Annotated in this window: 16 protein-coding genes and 1 tRNA gene; 6 read left to right on the top strand and 11 right to left on the bottom strand. The window is 42.1% G+C overall.

Annotation, left to right across the window (positions count from 1 at the left end):
* Positions 1 to 7: 7 nt before the first annotated feature.
* The 8 genes from IWX76_RS17100 to IWX76_RS17065 are packed head-to-tail and all read right to left on the bottom strand — an operon-like array spanning position 8 to position 5,295.
* Entirely contained in the window at positions 8 to 1,060 is a 1,053-nt protein-coding gene (locus IWX76_RS17100; protein ID WP_196861253.1) for a TerY-C metal binding domain-containing protein, read from the bottom strand.
* A complete protein-coding gene (locus IWX76_RS17095; RefSeq protein WP_196861252.1) occupies positions 1,061 to 1,315 on the bottom strand; it encodes a hypothetical protein in 255 nt (84 codons plus the stop codon).
* A complete protein-coding gene (locus IWX76_RS17090) occupies positions 1,312 to 1,947 on the bottom strand; it encodes a vWA domain-containing protein (RefSeq protein WP_196861251.1) in 636 nt (211 codons plus the stop codon). The genes IWX76_RS17095 and IWX76_RS17090 overlap by 4 nt, the downstream gene beginning before the upstream one ends.
* Before the next feature lie 57 nt (positions 1,948 to 2,004).
* The gene (locus tag IWX76_RS17085) at positions 2,005 to 2,643 is read right to left on the bottom strand and encodes a vWA domain-containing protein (protein ID WP_196861250.1); all 639 of its coding nucleotides are present in this window, start codon (positions 2,641 to 2,643) and stop codon (positions 2,005 to 2,007) included.
* Position 2,644: 1 nt separating this feature from the next.
* Positions 2,645 to 3,256 carry a TerD family protein gene (locus IWX76_RS17080; protein ID WP_196861249.1) on the bottom strand — a complete coding sequence of 204 codons (612 nt, stop codon included), beginning with the start codon at positions 3,254 to 3,256 and terminating at the stop codon, positions 2,645 to 2,647.
* A 4-nt stretch (positions 3,257 to 3,260) separates the two neighbouring features.
* Entirely contained in the window at positions 3,261 to 3,818 is a 558-nt protein-coding gene (locus IWX76_RS17075) for a TerD family protein (RefSeq protein WP_196861248.1), read from the bottom strand.
* A gap of 2 nt (positions 3,819 to 3,820) precedes the next feature.
* Entirely contained in the window at positions 3,821 to 4,627 is an 807-nt protein-coding gene (locus IWX76_RS17070) for a phosphoribosyltransferase family protein (RefSeq protein WP_196861247.1), read from the bottom strand.
* A 2-nt stretch (positions 4,628 to 4,629) separates the two neighbouring features.
* On the bottom strand, positions 4,630 to 5,295 hold the full coding sequence (locus IWX76_RS17065) for an HAD family hydrolase (protein ID WP_196861246.1): 666 nt from the start codon (positions 5,293 to 5,295) through the stop codon (positions 4,630 to 4,632).
* A 406-nt stretch (positions 5,296 to 5,701) separates the two neighbouring features.
* Between IWX76_RS17065 and IWX76_RS17060 the strand changes: the two genes are divergently transcribed.
* From IWX76_RS17060 to IWX76_RS17050, 3 genes are read left to right on the top strand one after another with little or no spacing between them, the layout of a single operon-like run.
* On the top strand, positions 5,702 to 6,484 hold the full coding sequence (locus tag IWX76_RS17060) for a (2Fe-2S)-binding protein (protein ID WP_196861245.1): 783 nt from the start codon (positions 5,702 to 5,704) through the stop codon (positions 6,482 to 6,484).
* Between the two features lie 14 nt (positions 6,485 to 6,498).
* The gene (locus IWX76_RS17055) at positions 6,499 to 7,482 is read left to right on the top strand and encodes an FAD binding domain-containing protein (RefSeq protein ID WP_196861244.1); all 984 of its coding nucleotides are present in this window, start codon (positions 6,499 to 6,501) and stop codon (positions 7,480 to 7,482) included.
* 7 nt (positions 7,483 to 7,489) lie between these two features.
* Complete coding sequence (locus IWX76_RS17050) at positions 7,490 to 9,628, top strand: xanthine dehydrogenase family protein molybdopterin-binding subunit (protein ID WP_196861243.1); 2,139 nt, start codon at positions 7,490 to 7,492, stop codon at positions 9,626 to 9,628.
* 100 nt (positions 9,629 to 9,728) lie between these two features.
* On the opposite strand, the gene IWX76_RS17045 is transcribed toward IWX76_RS17050, so the two are convergent.
* Positions 9,729 to 9,802 (bottom strand) — tRNA-Ala (locus IWX76_RS17045).
* Positions 9,803 to 10,157: 355 nt separating this feature from the next.
* On the opposite strand from IWX76_RS17045, the gene IWX76_RS17040 reads away from it, so the two are divergent.
* The 3 genes from IWX76_RS17040 to IWX76_RS17030 all read left to right on the top strand — a co-directional run bounded on the left by IWX76_RS17040 (position 10,158) and on the right by IWX76_RS17030 (position 15,108).
* Positions 10,158 to 13,337 (top strand): SusC/RagA family TonB-linked outer membrane protein, encoded by a 3,180-nt coding sequence (locus IWX76_RS17040; RefSeq protein ID WP_196861242.1) that lies wholly within the window; start codon positions 10,158 to 10,160, stop codon positions 13,335 to 13,337.
* A 22-nt stretch (positions 13,338 to 13,359) separates the two neighbouring features.
* Complete coding sequence (locus IWX76_RS17035) at positions 13,360 to 14,823, top strand: RagB/SusD family nutrient uptake outer membrane protein (RefSeq protein WP_196861241.1); 1,464 nt, start codon at positions 13,360 to 13,362, stop codon at positions 14,821 to 14,823.
* Between the two features lie 105 nt (positions 14,824 to 14,928).
* Complete coding sequence (locus tag IWX76_RS17030; protein WP_196861240.1) at positions 14,929 to 15,108, top strand: quinol oxidase subunit 4; 180 nt, start codon at positions 14,929 to 14,931, stop codon at positions 15,106 to 15,108.
* Between the two features lie 19 nt (positions 15,109 to 15,127).
* On the opposite strand, the gene IWX76_RS17025 is transcribed toward IWX76_RS17030, so the two are convergent.
* Both IWX76_RS17025 and IWX76_RS17020 read right to left on the bottom strand, forming a co-directional pair.
* A complete protein-coding gene (locus tag IWX76_RS17025; RefSeq protein WP_196861239.1) occupies positions 15,128 to 15,820 on the bottom strand; it encodes a GDSL-type esterase/lipase family protein in 693 nt (230 codons plus the stop codon).
* A gap of 21 nt (positions 15,821 to 15,841) precedes the next feature.
* Complete coding sequence (locus tag IWX76_RS17020) at positions 15,842 to 17,443, bottom strand: glycerol-3-phosphate dehydrogenase/oxidase (RefSeq protein ID WP_196861238.1); 1,602 nt, start codon at positions 17,441 to 17,443, stop codon at positions 15,842 to 15,844.
* Positions 17,444 to 17,446: the final 3 nt, after the last annotated feature.

Here is a 17,446-nt window from a genome sequence, read left to right as displayed (position 1 = left end):
TCTATCATTAGCCCTGCGTTCGGTTTACGTCAATGCCAGCTTTTCCTTGCCCATAAGTTCCTTCTGTGCCACACCAGGCACACTTGCTTACCTTCTCCTGCCCTATACAATGTATTTTAGTGCAGCTGCAAACGGCAAACGCGATGTGGTTGCCACAACAAGGACAAGGCGGAACGCCAATCAACTCCTGGGTGTTTACACGCTGGTCGATTTTACTTTGATCAGCCAGTTCAAAATAACTCTGGTCTACCTGATAGGCGCCAACTAATTCATAACTCCGGGTAGTTAAAGGCATCTCTTTGAAAGAAGACGGGGAAATTGACTTCTTATATTTAAGTAAATAGGGACGCTTAGTATTTTGGCATTTTCCATTAAGCACCACAAAGTTATCATCAACCTTTTGCTGTACAGGAGCAGGTTTAGTCAGGTCAATTTTAGACAAGGTTTGTCCAGATATTTTAGCTAATTCAAAACCTGCCGAACTTTTCTCTACACTGATGCTACTCGTTTTAATAGAATCCGTTACCCATTTAAAAAACTCCTTATAAGCTTGCGGATTGGTGTTTTTGAAGTTTAACACCTGATCTGTCAAATCACTTAACACCTTAATATCGGTTTCCTCACCAAAAGAAACTGCTATTAAATTAGCGGCCTTTTGCCAGTTCTGCTTCCATTCGCTTATTGACTTTTGACAATCGTCTGTTGGTACCCCATCAGTAAACAAAAACACGATCGGCTTCCAATCTCCCTTTACCTCATAGGTAGTCTTCACCACATTTGCTTTTAACTCGGCCATCAAATGGCTAAGTCCTTTGCTTAACGAGGTTCCGCTACCAATGGGAAATTTAGGGGGATAGAAGGACACGATTTCTTGCAAGGGCACCAATGTTTTTGCCTGACCGGCAAATACCAGGACCGATACGTACACTGTTTCCAAGGCATGAGGATCAGACTTTAGCGCAGACACAATGGCTGCCATGCCTTCTTCCACCTGCTGGATAGGCTCGCCCACCATCGATTCAGAAACATCAATTAAAAAGTAAATAGGAAGTCTACGCATTTAGAAGGAGTTTACAAGCGCCAGAAAAATAACCAGGATAAAGATTTGACTCATGTCGACGAAAATACCTGTGCCTACTTGAACAGGTTGCATGCGTTTCTTCAAAAAGCCAAAAATAGGCGAGAAAATTTTATGAAACACATTAAAAACCTTTTTATAACCAGGACTTAACTTATCCTGGTAAGGAAGTAATTTCGAATATAAAAACAAGCCTACAATGAGAAAGCTGAACAGTATTGGGATTAATTTGATCATATGATAACGGTAATTTCACTTGGTGGTGGAGGCAAGGTCATTGTTTCACCAGTTCCCTGGCTTTTATTTCCTTGTTCAATGGTGTCTGATACCCACTTAAAAAACTGTTTTAGTGTGGAGCTATCTGCTGAATCCAGATGAACAACATTGTCGGTTAATTCTTTCAGAATGGCATCATCAGCCATCTGCCCTGCAGCACACCCCACCACAGCGCCAAAGTTCAATGCTTTAATTTCAGGTATCTTTTCTCTGTACAATTGAATATCAGAAGGTTTACCATCGGTAAAAACAAAAAGTAAAGGCTTCCAGTCGCCCTTTTCAGTAGCTGAACCTTTGATGAGGTCCACCTTTACCTTTTGGATAACGAAGTCTAAACCAGCACCTGTGTTGGTGGGCCCACTTTGAGGACAAGTAATTTCGGGCAGTTGAAAGCTCACTAACTCCGTTAAGGGAACAATTTCGGTCACTGCCCGGTCATAAGTGATGATACTAATCCACAGCGAATCTAATGCCTGTGGATCTGATCGAAGGGTATTGATCATTCCACTTAAAGCATTGTTCAACGCCTGGATGGGTTCGCCAAACATGGACCCGGAGGTGTCTAATAAAAAATATACAGGTAATCTTCTCATTTTATTTTTAGATCTCTCAATAGCATTGGATTAAATTGAATACCTACTGGTAGTATCTTAAACAACGATATTCAACTCAGAAGGCGGTGGCGGCAATTCATTCAGGCCAGTCACCTCTTTCCCAGAATCTTCCACTTTTGTAGAAGTTACGCCGATAGAGGCTGTCACCCATTGGAAGAACTTACCGATACTTGCACTATCTGCTGTATCTAAGCTCACTACATTTTCGGTAATCTGTTTAAGGATATTGGTATCTGCACCACTACCTGCAGCACAGGCAACAGTAAAGGCCACTTTTCTTTGTTTGAATTCGTTTAAACCACTTTGCCAGTCGTCTGTAGGTATACCATCTGTCATGATGAATACCAAAGGTTTCCAGTCGCCTTTTTGCTCAGTTGTTGTTTTTGCAACTTCAGAATCAATTTTGCTACTTACCAATTTCAAGGCCTCGCCTAAGGCTGTAACCCCGGTAGCTCTGATGTCGACCATTTGGAAAGAAGCCAAATCAGTTAATGGAATAATTTGCTGCGCCGAGCTATCAAAAGTAATGACACTTAAAAAAGCGGTTTCTATAGCTTGTGGATTTTGACGCAAAGAGCTGATCATAATTTGAACACCATTTTTCACGGCTTCAATCGGCTCTCCAGACATGGATCCAGAAGTATCTAACAATAAGTATACTGGTAATCTTCTCATGCTATAAGTACTGACTAGTTACAGTTTTAATAGTTTCTTCTAATTTTCTATCCTTTGTTGGCTCGCCAATCGCATTGAATTTCCATTCACCATTTCTTTTATAGAACACGCCCATCACCATGGATACACTTCCTGCGAAGCCTTTTCCATTAGCAATATCAAATGTGGCGAATACTTCTCTTACCTGTTTAGGTGAGCCCTCATAGATGCGGATAGATGCGAAAGGAATTGTAGCAAAATCCTGCCCCTGGAAGCTATTTAATACAAAAGCCACATGGTTAACTGAAGGATTTAAGCGTTGAAAATCAAGTGTGATCACTTCATTGTCTAGTCCGTCATCGCCACCCATATCCCCGGTTCTATCATCGCCACTGTGTTTTACAGCACCATCTTTTGAAGTCAGGCTTCCGAAGTAGATCACATCGATCGCATTTTTATTATCGTCATATAACGCACAGGAAGCATCTAAGTCAACCGCTTCTTTTTTAGCGATACCTAACCAGTTTTTCTTTTCTATTGCGCCCCAGTTTATGCCAACACAAATACTTTGGAGTTTACTGCCGTTGCTTTTTTCAAGATTTATACGTTGTCCTTTTTGAAGATTGATTGCCATGTTGTTATGATTGATATTTGTTTAAATAATCTTGTAAGCCGCCTTTCATTCCCATACCGATGGCTTCGAATTTCCATTGTCCTTCTCTGTTGTATAACCTGCCAAATTCTATGGCCGTTTCAATAGAAAAGTCTTCATCTAATTCATATTTAACCAATTCAGTATTAGTGGCTTCATCAACGATTCTTACAAAAGAGTTTCTCACCTGACCAAAGTTTTGGTTACGTGCTTCAGCCTGGTCAATAGTTACCACAATGCAAAGTTCTTTTACGGATGGATCTATTTTAGTCAGGTCAATTTTGATTTGCTCATCATCGCCATCACCGTCGCCGGTTAAGTTATCACCGGTATGTATTACTGCTTCATCAGGTGACTGAAGGTTATTATAAAATATCAAATGATTATCTGATACTAATTTCTGGTTTGCACCTAAGATAAAAATGGAGGCATCCAAGTCAAATTGAGTTCCTGTAGAACTGCTGTTGGTATCCCATCCTAAGCCAATGGTAAATTTAGGGGCGTTGATATTTTCGCGCTGACCTTTCTGTAAATTAATTGCCATAATTAAGCTGTTTTAATAGTGTTTATATTATTTTGATAATCTGTAATCTGGTGGTAATTATTGCTTATCGCCAGGTGGAATAAATCAGTACGTTTCTCTACAGGAATGTGGTCCAGCACGTAATTAAACTGCTCCTGGTTAAAACTTAAAATATACTTTACAATTCGCGTATTGAACTGAAAACTTGCCCTGTTAATCACCTCTACAATATCAGCGACATCTTTAATCGCGTAATAGTTATAAAAGTTCTCCACCCGGGGATGAATTTCTTTATTAATTAACTCAGCGTAATATAAGAAGATAAAATCTCCCTTTACCTGGTACTGGTCTAATATCTTGTTCACAGTATGCTCATGGCTACCGGTGATTTTGATGTCATCTACAAATATGCACAGCTTGCCTTCAATAAAGTTTCTATCGATGTAATAGGTATCATTTGAGATCAACAACACCCTTTCTTCAAAATCCAGGTTACCATAATCCGTTACATAGGTTTGGTTTCTATATATTTTAGATTCTGCACACGCTTTTTTATGATGTTGAAACAAGTAGTTGTTCAATTTCATTTTAAAAAAATGGCATAGGAAATTTGAAGCCGTCGGGATGGAAAGGTACGGACTTGGTAAGATCACAATATCTTGTCCTGATAGTACAAGGTCTTCATGTTCTGCAATAAAGCCATCGAACAATTGTGTTGCAAATTTCTCTGCATAATGTTTGTCGCCGAACTTAAACCAGCTATACTCGTCCATTTTAAACGGACTATTCAGCTCTTCTACAATTTTATGTAAGCTATAACTTCTATTCACGTTTATGTATTTAAAAGAATTGCACCAAAACCGTAGGATTTAGCCCCATTATAATCGGCAATAATATTATCACCTACGTGTACCACGTCTTTTTGTTCTAGATTCCTGTTCTTTTTAACTTGATCATCCACTAATTTGAATATCTCAAGGTTTGGTTTGGATACTCCAACCTCATCTGAGTAAATCTGAAAGTCAAAATGTTGTTCAAAGCCATATTCCGTCATCAGTTTTCTTAAGGTTTTGCCTTTAATAAATCCGGTATTACTTAATATATTCATGGACTTATTTTCTGATTTCAGTTCTTCAAAAAGACGGTCAATACCCGGGTACATTAATTGGGGTTTGTAGGCAAAAAATAACGTTTCTGTTTCTTTATAAAATTGATCTAACTGAGTAAGGCTAACTTCTGATATATCAACATTCAATTTATTCAATATAAAGTAATAAATCTCGTACGTATTGATGTTAAGCCCTGTTTTTTCATTCATTTTATTGCACAACACATCATAGTACCTAATCACCTGGGTAACTTCCTCCATGGATGCATCGATTTCAAAAAAATCTCTGAATAGCAGGTTTCTCTTACCTTTAAATTCAGGATTTGATCTGATCAGGGTTAACCATAAATCAAAGGAGATATGGTGGTATAGTTTATGGTTTATTTTCAATCCTCTATTTTAAATTTCTAACGTGATTACTTTCCTTCATCTCGCATTACCTATGTGCTTCATTTCAGCGCATATTTGCTCAATATAAGAAATTTCAGGCAGGCAGGGGCTGAAAAACAGCTCTAGTCACCCGTAAAAAGGGCGAAAAAATTAAATTTTACAATAATTTGTTAAAAGTGGGGGTTTAGCAAGAAGGGGTTTTGGGGGACGTAAAGTAATGTTAATATAATGTTAAGTTTTAGTAATTTTATTTGGCAACCTGCCGCTATAAGATACTTTGCGTGATGTGGCTTTTAATGTTTTGTATCATTATTGATTAATTGAAACCTTGTATTAACGATGTTGTTTAATATAAGTGATCACATTTTCTATTGGTTGCAAGCTGTTATCATCAAAACTCAGCACCATGACACAAAACAAAACGGACCTAACACCTGAAGAGCAAAGGCTTTTCGGCGATTTAATGCCCGAAGAATTGGAAGAGGTTCTACATTCGGGATTCCACAGACGGCATTTCCTAAAACTAATTGGCCTGGCGACTGCGGGGCTATTGGCTAGTCACCTCATCGGTGCTGAGCAGCTCTTTGCAAGGGCAATTGACATCGAAGAAATTCCAGATTTAATTCCTCAAGCAGTTGAAAACGGGGTTAATGTAAGCTTTAAGGTGAATGCAAGCACTAGAAAGGTTCTTGTGGATTCGAGAATGACTTTGCTGGACACCCTGCGTGAACGGATCGGTTTAACGGGTTCTAAAAAAGGTTGTGATCATGGCCAGTGCGGAGCCTGTACCGTAATTGTTGATGGTAACCGGGTACTTTCCTGCCTCACCCTCGCCGCAAGCTGTGAGGGGAAATCGGTGATCACCATTGAAGGACTTGCAAAGGGTAACGAACTTAACCCTATGCAAAATGCATTTTTAAAACATGATGGTTTTCAGTGTGGCTTTTGCACACCCGGACAGATTTGTTCTGCAGTAGCGCTAATGAAAGAAGCGAAAGAAGGTCAGGCAAGTTTTGTGACGACAGACATTCGAGATAATCAACAGAAACTAATGTTATCTGACGAAGAGATCGCAGAAAGAATGTCTGGTAATATATGCCGTTGTGGAGCCTATCCAAATATTGTAGCAGCGATTAAGGAAGCACAAACTGGTAAAAGCATTGAACAAAACTGGCTTTATGCCGATTAATTTAACCCTACGCTATGAATCCTTTTAAATATTCAACTGCAAAGCAACCTTCTGATGCCGTTGCAATGCTGGCAAAAAATGACAGCGCTGCATTCCTCGGTGGGGGCACCAACCTGCTGGATTTAATGAAAGAGCATGTTTATAACCCAAGTGAAATCATTTATATCGGGCGCCTGGATTTAAAAGCTATTAATCAAACTACCACCGGCGTCACCTTGGGCGCACTTGCAAATAACACGGATACTGCTCAGCATCCAGCAATCAGAAAAGATTACCCAATATTAAGCCGGGCAATTCTTGCCGGTGCATCAGCACAAATACGAAATATGGCAACAAACGGTGGAAATTTATTACAAAGGACACGTTGCAGTTATTTCTATGATATTTCCATGCCCTGCAACAAACGCCTTCCCGGCAGCGGCTGTGCAGCCATGGAAGGATTCAATAGGATGCATGCTATTTTTGGTTGGTCGGATAAATGTGTAAGCGTTTATCCATCAGATATGGCTGTTGCCCTTTCCGCTTTACATGCATCGGTAAAGGTGTTACAGCTGAATGGAGCCGAAAGGGTGATTAATTTTGATGATTTCCATGTCCTTCCTGGTAACAATCCGGAAAAGGATAATACCTTAACCTATGGCGAACTGATTACTTCCATTGAAATCCCGAGAAATAACTTTGCTTCACATTCTGCCTATATTAAAGTCAGAGATCGTAATTCTTATGCTTTTGCGCTGGTTTCAGTCGCCGCCGGACTAGAAATGGAAGGCAGCAGGATTGGTGCTGCCCACATTTCGATGGGTGGGGTGGCTCATAAACCCTGGAGGGCTTTAAAAGCAGAGCAATATTTGCAGGGCAAACCGGCAACAGCGGCGCATTTCAGAAAAGCTGCCGAGGAGGAAATGAATGCCGCAAGACCGCTTTCGCATAATAAATTTAAAGTAGAAATGGGCATCAATACGATAACCAGTGCACTCCAAGTAGCACATAAAGGCTAATGATCACATGACAATGGAAGATAGAAATAAAACTATTGGCAAAGGTATTGATCGTATAGACGGCATACTTAAAATAACAGGAAAAGCAGCTTATGCAACAGATTACCCTGCAAAAAACATGACCTATGCCGTCCTTTTTAAAAGTACTATTGCTTCTGGTAAAATCATAAAGATAGATAGTGATGAAGCTAAAAACGCAGCAGGGGTTTTAACTGTTATTACCCATGAAAATGCGCCAAAGTTAAACATCAAAGGGGGGCTAAGGGGTGGCGCTTTGTTGCAAGATCCAGAAATTACTTTTCACGGCCAGCACATTGGCCTTGTCGTTGCCGAAACCTTTGAACAGGCTACTACCGCAGCACACCTAATAAAGGTTGAATACGAGCAAAGCAAAAGCGAAAAAACTGATTTTGAGCAGGAAGCTAAAAATCCTGTGATGCCAAAAGGGGCAGCGCTTCAGGATTTCGTCAAGGGTGCTGGCAAATCAGCAACGGTATCTGCGGATGTTAAAATCGAAGAACACTACGAAACCCCTATTGAACACCACCACCCATTAGAACCACATTCCACCGTTGCCGTATGGGAAGGCGATAACCTCATCCTATACAATGGCTCACAGATTATTAACGGGGCACAGAATTCCGCAGCAGCTACATTGAATCTTAAACCCGAACAGGTTAGAATCATCTCACCCTATATAGGTGGTGGTTTCGGTTCTAAAGGAGGTCAATGGGCAAATCTGGTACTTACAGCGGTTGCCGCCAAAATGGTTAACCGACCTGTAAAGCTTGCTCTAACCCGACAACAAATGTTCAATTCAGTTGGCCTGCGTCAACGGAATGTTCAAAAAATAACGCTAGCCGCAAGCAAAGACGGTAAGCTTACCACCCTTGCGCATGAAACAGTTTCGCACACGGCAATAGATGATGAATATATTGAACCTTGTGGCGATTGTTCGAAGATTATGTACGAGGTACCAAATGTTTTGATTTCTTACCGCTCCGTACCCATGCATATTATCCTGCCAACCTATACCCGTGGCCCGGGAAAATCAACAGGAAGTTTTGCTTTGGAATCTGCTATGGATGAGCTTGCCCATAAACTGGGAATGGACCCCATAGACCTGAGAATAATAAATGAACCTACAAAAGACCCTTCCAATGGAAAGCCCTGGAGTTCAAGAACCACAGTACAGTGCTTAAAAGAAGGCGCAAAAGCCTTCGGCTGGAACAAGAGAAAAACGGAACCCGGAACAAATAAAATCGGGGATGACCTTGTTGGTTATGGGGTAGCTTGTGGAACATACCCTGCCCGGCAACGCGACAGTTCTGCAGTAATAAAGCTCAGCCTCAAAAATAAGATTGTTTTTGCAACTGTAGAAATTGCGGCTTCAGATCTTGGTACCGGAACAAATACCATTCTTGCGCAAACGGCCGCAGATGGACTGGGGATCCCCGTTTCGCAAATCACTATGAAGATTGGCGATTCTTCCCTCCCTCCTGCTGCAGGCTCGGTGGGTTCTGTTGGTGCTGCCAGTTTTGCCAATGCAGTTAATGATGCTTGTACCAAAATTACCGATGAGCTGCTTTTAAAGTCAGGCAAACAGTTTTTTGTTCGCCCAACAGCTAGCGATCTCATGATCTCAGAAAATACTGCTTCTTTCGAGACCCGATCGGAATCCACTGCTCCAGGAGAGGCGGAAAAGTATTCCTGCCATAGCTTCAATGCTAATTTTGCGGAGGTGAGGATAAATAACATTACTGGTATGGTTAAAGTGACCCGTTTTCTTGCGGTTACAGGTGCCGGTAAAATCTTAAACCCTAAAACGGCGCGGTCACAAATTATTGGCGGCGCAGTTTGGGGTATCGGAATGGCTTTGACCGAGGAATCCATTATTGACCCCCGTTATGGAAATTTTGCAACAAGGTCTTTTGCGGATTACCACGTACCTTCAAACCTTGACGTAGGCAAACTAGACGCCATATTTATCAACGAAATAGATTTGATACCTAATAAAATGGGCGTGAAAGGTATTGGAGAGGTAGGCATCGTAGGTGTCGCCGCTGCAATTGCCAATGCTGTTTTTAATGCAACAGGGAAAAGAATCAGATCACTCCCAATTACGCCCGACAAACTATTATCATAAAATTAGGTTACAATTTTCTATCCCTGAACCTACCTGCTATATCTTATAGTTTCAAAACAAAAAAGCCTTTCAGATTTCTCTGAAAGGCTTTTTTACGGAGTGGAGAATACCGGATTCGAACCGGTCACCTCTTGCCTGCCAGGCAAGCGCTCTAGCCAAATGAGCTAATCCCCCGTAGTGGGGCAAAAGTAAATAAAAATAGGTGTGTTGCAAATAAAATGTTAAATATATTTATATGCCACTTTTTTGAGCTTATTCAACTAAAAATCCATAGAAACAACGTAATATTTTAGCAATTAATCTCAAAAAAACTATTAAATCACATCAAAACATTAAAAATATCTAGCTTTTAACTAATAAACCCAAATAAAATACTGAAAAAAAACACTAATATTTCAAGTAAAATTATAATTTAGCACAAATTAAAATCATTTATTCATTAAAAATTACTTAATTACTCATAATACAAACAAAATAACCCTAAAAAAACCAACAAACAACTTCAATTAACTTAAAACTAAACCATTTTATGAAAAAACTTCTACTCAATTTATGTATCCTTACGCTTTTTGCGAACATCGCGTTAGCTCAGGATAGAACCATTTCTGGAAAAGTGACCGCCAAAGACGACAAGCTTCCCATTCCAGGAGCAACCATCCGATTAAAAGGTGCGAAAGGCGGTGCTCAGACTGATGCCAGCGGAAATTTTTCCCTAAGCGTACCAAAAGACGTGACCACCTTAGAAGTTTCTACTATTGGCTACCTTCCCCAAAACGTAACGATTACTTCCGGAAGCATGAGCGTTATTTTAGAAAACGACGCCAAAACTTTAAATGACGTCGTGGTTGTGGGTTATGGCACTCAGAAAAGAGGCGAAACTACAGGAAGCACTTCCTCTGTTAGCGGTGCCGCCATTGCCGATAAGCCTATCCAAAGTTTAGAAGCTGGTTTAGCTGGTCGCGCCTCAGGTGTGCAAGTCAGCAATGCCACCGGTGTATTAAACAGTCCGCCGGTATTCCGTATTCGCGGTACCAACTCCATCTCTTTAAGTTCACAGCCTTTGTTTGTCATTGACGGTATCGTGGCTACCACTGGCGATCAGGGACTAACCGCAGCAGCAGGGAATGCATTATCCAGCATCAACCCTAATGATATTGAGAGCATCGATATCGCTAAAGATGCAGCATCTACCGCCATCTACGGAAGCAGGGCCGCTAACGGTGTGGTTTTCGTTACCACTAAAAAAGGTAAAACCGGGGTCCCTAAAGTGTCTTACAATACTTACGCAGGCTGGTCCAGCCCCTACCGCCTACCTGAATTGTTAAATGCCTTTGAGTATACAGATTATAAAAATGAAGCCTTGGCCAATGCCAATGCCATTCGCAGTGGAAGTGTAAATATCTCTGTAAACGGGGTTTCTCAACTTCCAGTCTTTGCCTTAACCAACGGCCCTGATGGTCAGCCCATCAATACCCGCTGGTACGATTATGCCTACCGCACTGGTTTCTCACAAAACCATAACATGAATGTTTCCGGAGGTACCGAAGCCACAAAATACTACTTGGGAGTAGGCTATACCAACCAAGAGGGTATTATTCAGAAAAACGACTTCCAACGTCTAAATGCCATCTTTAACATCGATAGCAAAATCAACAGTTTTATCAGCATAGGCGGTAAATTATCTTATTCTAATGAGAAAAACTTAGCCGCCATTTCTTCAGGCTCCTTAAACGGAGAAGCTTATGGCACCGCTGGTATAGCCAGAACAGCGCTGGTAAACGCTCCTAACGTATCACCTTTTAACAATGATGGCACTTATAACCTGGGTGCAACCTTTGTAGGCCCTATGAATAATGTGGTAAGTGGTAACCAGGTTGGCTTTTACAACTTTGCACAGATTTTGGAAAATGATAGGGAGAACAATGAGATGGACCACCTGCAATCCAATGCCTATGTACAATTGACACCCCTAAAATGGCTTAACCTAAGATCTGTTTACGGCATCGACTACATCAATAGTGATAACAACCAATTTTACAACCCCATTCACGGTACCGGTCAGGGATTCAATGGCCAGGCCATCAGTATATTCAGAAAATCTAAAAACTGGACCTGGACCAACACGGCGCAGGCTAACTACAGCCTGAGCGAACACCATTTCGACTTACTGGTAGGCCAGGAACAACAAAGGAACACCGTAACAGGCTATGGAATCGATCGTAGGGGCTTAACTGACCCGGCATACGATGTGGTTCAGGCAGGTTACCAAACCAATAACTCAACCGGTACAACTTATGGCGAAAACTACCTACTGTCTTTCTTCGGCCGCTTAAACTATAATTACGCTGGCAAGTATTTCTTAAGTGGCAACTTACGTCAGGATGAATATTCTGCACTGGGTGAGAAAAAAGGAACTTTCTGGGGTGCATCTGCCGGATGGGAAATCACTAAAGAAAACTTCTGGATTAACTCCAATGCCAGCAACATCTTTAGCAGCTTCAAATTAAGAGGAAGCTACGGTAAAGTTGGTAACATCTCTGGTATTGGCAATTACGCAACCTTCTCAACTTTTGGCTCCGGTTTATATGGCGGTGTACCAAGCTCTTTATATTCTGCAGCAGGCAATAGTGAACTGACCTGGGAAACCAGCAAAAAACTGGACTTAGGTTTTAACTTCGGCATCCTGCAGGACCGCATTACGGTAGAAGTCGCCTATTACAAAAACAGTATTGATGGCTTGATACTTAACGTCGCTCAGGCGCCTTCTACAGGTGTTCCTACCAGTGTATTGGCCAATGTAGGTTCTATGTATAACCGTGGTGTAGAATTAGCAATTGGTGCTACACCAGTGCAAAGCGCTGCTTTTTCATGGAACACCAATTTCAACATCTCGTTCAATAAAAACGAAGTTACCGAACTGGCACCTGGCTTAACAGAAATCGTTACCCCAACAGGATCAACAGCAACAGGAGAAAACGTCAACAGAACCGTTCCTGGTTATTCAGTGGGTTACCTTTATGTGGTTAAAACTGGTGGTGTTGACCCTGAAACTGGCAGAAGAATTTTCTACAACAAGGATGGCCGTGCGGTAACTTACCAGCACATTGTGCCTACAGGCGGATCTAACTGGACTTACCTTGATGATGGATCTAGAGCGCCGGCCATTACGCAAAGTGCAGATGCCATGATGTACCAAAATACAGCACCAAAAATCTATGGTGGTTTCGATAATACTTTCCGCTACAAAGGATTTGATTTGAATGTGATGTTAACCTACCAATTAGGCTTTTATGTTTCTTATGGAACCAATGCCGGCTTACACGATCAGCGTTACTGGAACAATGCTAACGATGTATTAAACCGCTGGCAGAACCCTGGAGACGTCACCGATTTCCCTAGACCAATTTACGGTGATAACGTTTCTTACGGAAACACCATACCCCTAGACATCAACGTGTTCAAAGGCGATTTTATTAAACTAAGAAACCTTAGCCTGGGTTACACCATCCCACAATCAGTTTTAGGAAAAGTTAAACTTAACAACCTTAGGTTATATGTTGCAGGACAAAACCTGGCCATGATCACCGATTATCCAGGCTCAGACCCGGAGGTTTCTTCCAATGGAACAAGTGCCTCGGGTCAGGGTTCAGACAGGAACTCTGGTCCTAATGCCAGAACATATACCATGGGCTTAAGCGTAGGTTTTTAATTGATCATAAACAGCAAACATCATGAATAAAAGAAATTTATATATCATCACTTTAGGCGCCACCCTCCTATTTACCAGTGCCTGCAAAAGAGAATACCTTAATCCAACGTTGGAAACAGCTGTTGCGGCCGACAATGCCTTCGACACCGAATTTAGAATCGAAAGTCAGGCCTTGTCATTATATGGTTCCTTAAAATCAGGGACTTTATACGGCGGCCGTTACCTGGTGTATGGCAACCTCCGTGGCGAAGATTTTATTAACGAAACAAGCAACTTGGTTACTGCATCTGATGTGTGGAGTATGAACGTAGCCAATAGTGCTACTTCGGCCAAAGGCCTGTGGTCGCAAGGTTATTTAACCATCAATCGCTGCAACGTATTTATTGATGGCATGACCGCAAAAGGAAGCGCTGTGGTTGGCGACCAGCGCACGACCAAATACATTGCAGAAGCGCGTTTAATCAGGGCTTTGTCCTACTATAGCCTCCTACAGTTATTCGCCCTTCCTTATGCCGATGGCGAAGGAAACAAACCGGGCTTGCCCATTCGGTTAACGGGTATCACCGGGCCAGGGTTTTCTGACCTGGCCAGAAGCACGGTGGCCGAAGTGTATGCACAAATTATTGACGATTTGAACTTTGCAGAAACCAACCTGGCTTCTACTAACGCATCACCTTTATTAAATACAACCCGGGCACATAAAAACACAGCTATCGCCCTAAAAACAAGGGTTTACCTGAGCATGGGCAAATGGGCAGAGGTAATTACTGAAGCTAATAAAATTGTAGCCCCGACTTTCCCTTTTCAGGCCACTGCAAATGTACCGCATGCTTTAGAAGCCGATGTAACGAATGTGTTTAAAGCACCTTATACCACCAACGAGTCTATTTTCTCCTTACCCATGTCAAGTGCGGCGAGTCCTATAGATTACCCTGGCACTCAAAACTCCCTGGCATCGTATTTCTATTTTACAGGAAATCTTCCAGGAACAACGGAATACTCTTTAAACCCAACGGGAATTATTGCCAACACCAGCTGGTCGGCTACAGATAAAAGAAGGAGTTTATTGTTTAGAAGCGCAGCGGGAAAAACGTTTATGGCAAAATTTACCGCCCCAAATCCATATATCGACTTTGTGCCGGTCATCAGGTGGCCAGAAGTGTTATTAAACCTTGCCGAAGCCCGGGTGCGCAGCACCAACACGATCGACGCACAGGCTTTAGCATTAATCAACAGGGTTAGACAACGTTCCGATGCCGCAGCGGTAATTGCCCCTGCTACGGTTGCTGCTTTCACAGATGCCCTATTAACAGAGCGTAGGATTGAGTTTTTAGGCGAAGGCCTGAGAGGTCCGGACCTTACCCGACTGCTGTTACCTCTTCCAGCAAAAGGAAGTGCACCAGCTAAAACATTAGGCGAAGTGGGTTACATCTGGCCTATATCTTCAGACGAATTATCATTAAACAAACTCATGACCGATAATTAAACCAAACCAACCAACTATGTAAAAACGGGTGCCCTTAAAAGCATCCGTTTTTTTTGTGATTAGCTTTCTGGCATGAGTTTAGCATGTTACCCGATAAAAATACACATGAGAAAATTATACACTATACTAGCGCTTTCGGGCCTCTTGCTTTTCAGCTCTTGTTACACTCAAACTGCCGGCCGCAGCGGTAAAGTTCCTCCTGGGCAGGCAAAAAAATATAACGGCCAGAAAAAGGGAAAGAATTCAGCGAAATATTACGCACCCGGACAAAGAAAAAAACATTAAGACACGAGTGAAGGGCAGATTACCTTAAATATTTTCCATTTTTAAGCACTTCTGCCCATACTTTATATCCCTCCGGTATTAAATGCAAACCATCTTTGGTCAATTCTGCTTTTAAACGTTTATCCTGATCAGTAAAATGAGAATACAAGTCAATTACCTTTACTTTCCTTGCGGCTAGCTTTTTAATCTCTTCATTCAGCCATAAAATATGTTCGTCTTTACCGTAATGATTTTTGAACCTTTCAAAACTGGCGTTAACCGGCAATAAGGTATAAAAATAGAGCTGTGTTTTTGAAGATCCTTTTCTTACCCGGCTAATCAGTTTCTTATAATTAGCCAGAATCACCGAATCAGGAATGTTCCTGGAAATATCGTTGATGCCAATCAACACAAACAACTTCGCTGGCTTCCCTGCAATCACTTCATCCAAACGTTCCAGCAACCCAAAAGTAATGTCGCCTGAAATACCACGGTTCTTTGCCTGAGGTAAATTTAGCAACTGCGACCAATTACCTGCTGCCGTAATGCTGTTACCCATAAAAACGTAATCACCTTTCACAATCGGATTGGCTTGATACTCCAGCAATTTTGCCTTAAAGTTTTGAGGGCGCATGGTGCTATCCCAAGGTAAAGTTTGCGCTGTTAATGGCGATAAGCCCATAGCGGCACAAAAGGCCAGTGTTAATAAAAGGCTATTTTTTATTTTATTCATCGATATCGTTGGTTTTACTGTTTAAGGAAGTACCGGTCCTTCCACTTCTTGTTTCTCAAATTTGAACAAATACTGTTGAACCAGCAAATTAAAAGATAACAGTTGTGCTGTTACCCAATCTGCATCCCGATGTAATTCTTCTGCGATAAGCTGTGCCACTGCCGGCGCCAGTTTTCTCGCAGCTTCGGCATCTACAAACAACAGGCGGCTCCGGCGGGCCAAAACATCCTCTACCGTTCGCGCCATCTCCTGCCGCATCATCCAAATCACCTCCCCCCTCAACAAAGGCAATCCCGGATAAACGGGGAGCCTTAAATCTGTTGACGATTGAATAAGGCTCCTTATTTTTGCAGCGTCGCTACCATAAAATGCCCATTCGCCAATTTCAGCAGGACCTAAAGACCCATGTATGCGCAGCTTTTCGGTAACACAGGCCGCGGGTGACAGTTGTTTTCCATGTATAGCCCTATCCAATGTATCTTTTGCCATTTTACGATAGGTGGTCCATTTTCCTCCAGTTATCGTTATCAGCCCTGAAGCACTCACCATTAACTTATGGCTTCTGGAAATCTCCTTGGTTGCAGAATGATGGTCGTCTGGCGCTGCCAACGGCCGTAAACCTGCAAAAGAAGATAAAATATCAGCATGTACCGGTTTCTTAATCAGGTACTGCCCTGCTGTTTTAAGAATGAAGTCAATTTCTGCAGCTAATGGTTTCGGCTCCATATTGTGCTGTTCAACCGGTGTATCTGTGGTACCCAACAGCACCTTATCATGCCAGGGCACGGCAAATAACACCCGCCCATCACTGGTTTTAGGGATCATCAGGGCTACATTGCCTTGCAAAAAGCTGTTATCGACTACAATATGTGCACCCTGACTTGGCCGCAGCAATGGTTTTGCTCCAGGCACATCCATTTTCAAAATGTCGTCTGCAAAAACACCAGTGGCATTGATAACCACGGAAGTCTTCAAATGATACGACTGGCCAGTTTCTAAATCTTTAGCCACTACCCCGTTTAACTTACCCCTTGCGTTTTTTACTAAACCACAAACTTTAACATAATTCAATAACACGCCACCTTGTTCAGCAGCAGTTTGGGCAAGGTTAATTGCCAGGCGCGCGTCATTAAACTGCCCATCGCTATAGCTTACGCCACCCACCAGTTTCTCTTTCGAAAGTCCGGGTATAGCCTTTAGCACTTGTGAAGAATTTAAGGAAGCCGATTTGGCAAAGGAACTGCGACCAGCAAGCAGGTCGTAACAGGTTAACCCAATCAGGTAAAACAACTTGGTAAACCAATGGAAACAGGGAATGATAAACTGCTGCTCATGCACCAGGTGTGGCGCATTTTTCAACAGCATGTCGCGCTCATGAAGCGCTTCGTAAACCAGGGCAATGTCGCCCTGTGCAAGGTACCTCACGCCACCATGCACCAACTTGGTGCTTCTACTCGAAGTACCTTTAGCAAAATCGCTTTGTTCTAACAATAAAGTGCGATAGCCCCTGCTGGCAGCATCAACTGCAATACCCAGTCCGGTGGCACCACCACCAATAATAATAACATCCCAGGTCTGCTGACGTTCTAATTCTTTAAGGAATACGGTCCTGCTAAATACCATCGG

The sequence above is a fragment of the Pedobacter sp. CAN_A7 genome (genome assembly GCF_015752175.1).
Classification (GTDB): Bacteria; Bacteroidota; Bacteroidia; order Sphingobacteriales; family Sphingobacteriaceae; genus Pedobacter.
This window is presented reverse-complemented; position numbering and strand designations above follow the sequence as displayed.

Excerpts from the sequence above, each read along its gene's own strand:
- IWX76_RS17040 (WP_196861242.1), top strand. The coding sequence starts at position 10,158 with ATGAAAAAACTTCTACTCAATTTATGTATCCTTACGCTTTTTGCGAAC.
- IWX76_RS17060 (WP_196861245.1), top strand. The coding sequence starts at position 5,702 with ATGACACAAAACAAAACGGACCTAACACCTGAAGAGCAAAGGCTTTTC.
- IWX76_RS17075 (WP_196861248.1), bottom strand. The coding sequence starts at position 3,818 with ATGGCAATTAATTTACAGAAAGGTCAGCGCGAAAATATCAACGCCCCT.
- IWX76_RS17055 (WP_196861244.1), top strand. The coding sequence starts at position 6,499 with ATGAATCCTTTTAAATATTCAACTGCAAAGCAACCTTCTGATGCCGTT.
- IWX76_RS17035 (WP_196861241.1), top strand. The coding sequence starts at position 13,360 with ATGAATAAAAGAAATTTATATATCATCACTTTAGGCGCCACCCTCCTA.
- IWX76_RS17080 (WP_196861249.1), bottom strand. The coding sequence starts at position 3,256 with ATGGCAATCAATCTTCAAAAAGGACAACGTATAAATCTTGAAAAAAGC.
- IWX76_RS17030 (WP_196861240.1), top strand. The coding sequence starts at position 14,929 with ATGAGAAAATTATACACTATACTAGCGCTTTCGGGCCTCTTGCTTTTC.
- IWX76_RS17085 (WP_196861250.1), bottom strand. The coding sequence starts at position 2,643 with ATGAGAAGATTACCAGTATACTTATTGTTAGATACTTCTGGATCCATG.
- IWX76_RS17025 (WP_196861239.1), bottom strand. The coding sequence starts at position 15,820 with ATGAATAAAATAAAAAATAGCCTTTTATTAACACTGGCCTTTTGTGCC.
- IWX76_RS17020 (WP_196861238.1), bottom strand. The coding sequence starts at position 17,443 with ATGGTATTTAGCAGGACCGTATTCCTTAAAGAATTAGAACGTCAGCAG.
- IWX76_RS17100 (WP_196861253.1), bottom strand. The coding sequence starts at position 1,060 with ATGCGTAGACTTCCTATTTACTTTTTAATTGATGTTTCTGAATCGATG.
- IWX76_RS17090 (WP_196861251.1), bottom strand. The coding sequence starts at position 1,947 with ATGAGAAGATTACCTGTATATTTTTTATTAGACACCTCCGGGTCCATG.
- IWX76_RS17095 (WP_196861252.1), bottom strand. The coding sequence starts at position 1,315 with ATGATCAAATTAATCCCAATACTGTTCAGCTTTCTCATTGTAGGCTTG.
- IWX76_RS17050 (WP_196861243.1), top strand. The coding sequence starts at position 7,490 with ATGACAATGGAAGATAGAAATAAAACTATTGGCAAAGGTATTGATCGT.